Source organism: Brucella sp. IR068 (genome assembly GCF_049065885.1).
GTDB classification, from domain to species: Bacteria; Pseudomonadota; Alphaproteobacteria; order Rhizobiales; family Rhizobiaceae; genus Brucella; species Brucella intermedia.
The window spans coordinates 1-2,407 of sequence record NZ_JBAKHE010000040.1; the positions used below are offsets into that span (position 1 = coordinate 1).

Below are 2,407 nucleotides of genomic sequence, written 5' to 3' on the forward strand. Positions count from 1 at the left end.
CTGTCACAGCAGCAAGCAGCGGCGGTATGGAGCGGGCTTCCCGGCCCTGCCCGATATTGTCAGTCGGCCGGATCCGGGGCGAACCCGGAGAATTTCGATCCACGGACATCCGGGCTGTCGGATTCTGCATGGGGAATCTTTCGGATTGCCTCTCATGATAAAAAACCTTGCGTTCCTGATCGATTGCCAAACCGAGCGCCGCACCTGCTCGCTCCCACAGCATTGCCACCTGCTGGCGCTTTTGCGACAGCCACGCCAGCTGGCGTCGTGCTCCTGCCCCTGTGCCAGCGACAATCCCGGCAAGTGTGTCGATACCACGCCTGCGGGCAAAGTCCCGCACATGTGCCTGGTAGCCAGCCTCGCCAGCAAAATCCAGCGTCGTGGTTTTGGCGCCCGAGCGCCCGAGGCGTTTGGCCAGTTGCCGGAACAATTCCGGTGTGTGGCTTTCCCCTTCAATGCTTTTGCGGCGGACACCTGTGGCTTCATGCAGCCTGGCCGTCCAGACATTGCGTTCAACCGTGCGCTCCTCAAAGCGCCTTTCACCGCCTTGCGCATCAGGGACTGCAATTTTTACCGACACGGTCTCGACGCCATCCTTGCGAAGCGTGACCGTATCCCCTTTTGAAGCTCCCGCCGCAGACAGGGCTGCCGGCAGACCGACACCCCGGAGGCGATGGACCTTCCCGCCCTCAACCTTCAGATCAGCATAGGGCGTATCATTCGTGTCCTCATCCCAGGACCGGAATTTTGTCACCCCGGTTTCGACCAGTTCGCCGGTGATCCCCTTCGCGTAATCAATACGGGATCTGTCCTCCCGTTCGGGCCTGAAGTCCTCGCGTGCAGCATAAAGATCAGCCCTGTGACGATGACGGGTCATGGACACATAGGTCAGGTGCCTGTCCATCATGCCGCTGGCAAGCACAAGGGTCCGGTCGACAGTCGCGCCCTGCGACTTGTGGATTGTCACCGCATAGCCGTGATCGATGTTGCGGTAACTGTCCTCGCTGAGAACAATCTCGTTGCCGCTGTCGAGCCGGACAGAAAGAAGCGGCGCGCGGAATGCGTTGCCGGTGGAGACCACCGTGCCGAACATGCCGTTCCTGACGTATTGCGGACGGTTTCCCCTTGCACGCGGTTCGAGGAAACGGGCGTTCTCGAGAAAGATAATCCGGTCGCCTGCAGCAAACTCCCGCATGCCCCGCTCCGTCCGGAAGCGGCGCGCGCCATCGAGCGCTCCCTCTTCCCGCATCACCTTGCGCAAGGCTTCATTCAGCCTGTGGACATCCCTGTTGGTGTGCGCCAGCACCAGCAATGCATCACCCGGCAACTGGCCACCACCGTTTGGTGCTGCGATCCCCGTCCCGGGTTGCACGCCTCGTCCCGTCTGTGATGGCGTGATCAATTTCCGCCGCGCATCCGTCCAGTCCCTGACCAGACGCCCGATCAGTGCATCCCGGGTTTCCGCCTCGACCAGATGCCCGCGTCTGGCGTAGATCTCCAGTCCCGCCGCGGTGTCACCGCGAGCAAAGAGTTTTGAGGCATCGCGTGCCCATTCATCCTGTTGCCGGCGCACACCGGCAAGTTCGGCGGAACTGATCCGCTCCGATATTGCCCGGAAAGCCGCACCGGCCCCGATCGGCTGAAGCTGCATGGCATCGCCGACCAGAACAACCTTTGCGCCAGCCTTTTCTACGGCATCCAGCACACGTGCCATTTGCAACGACGAGACCATGCCTGCCTCGTCGATGACGAGGATGTCACCGCGCATCAACTGATCGCGCCCGTTATTCCAGGCATGCTCCCACGCGGCAAGCGTTCGCGATCTGATGGCGGAACTCTCCTCCAGCCCCTCGGCAGCCTTGCCGGAAAGTGCCGCGCCCAGGACGCGATGATGTCCGCTTTCCCAGGCAAGGCGCGCAGCTGCAAGCAATGTCGACTTGCCCGTACCGGCAAGACCGACGACAGCAGCGATACCGCTGTCCCCCGTTACATGCTGAATGGCTTCAATCTGCTCAAGATCCAGCCTAAACGGCTTCAGTGGATTGTCCTCTTCGACGAAACGCAATGCCGCTGCGCGTCCAGCGTCCGAAATCCCGAAACCCTTCCTCCCAGACAGGATATCGGCTGAACGCATCATGTTATGTTCGGTGCGCAGGATCTTTCGGGTGGTGAAGATGGCCGGTTCCGTTGCCTCGCCCTTCACCCGGCCATTCACACGACCCTTGATCGGGTCGGTCAGCGCGCCAGACTGCTGTGGTTTAAGGAGCACCAGATCAGGAGAAGCCATCAGTCGTGCACGGATATTGGCAAAGTCTGCCGGATCATCGACATAGCGGTGGATGACCCTTGCGATATCCTTCTCGTCAAAGGTGGAGCGCTCATTGCCAAGCTGTCTGAGGAGAGGCTC

Annotated in this window: 1 protein-coding gene; it reads right to left on the bottom strand. The window is 60.9% G+C overall.

Translation table 11 applies throughout. The features are described from left to right. A partial coding sequence (traA, locus tag ACOWVS_RS23335; RefSeq protein ID WP_075042549.1) for a Ti-type conjugative transfer relaxase TraA occupies window positions 1-2,407 on the bottom strand: 2,407 nt, incomplete at both ends.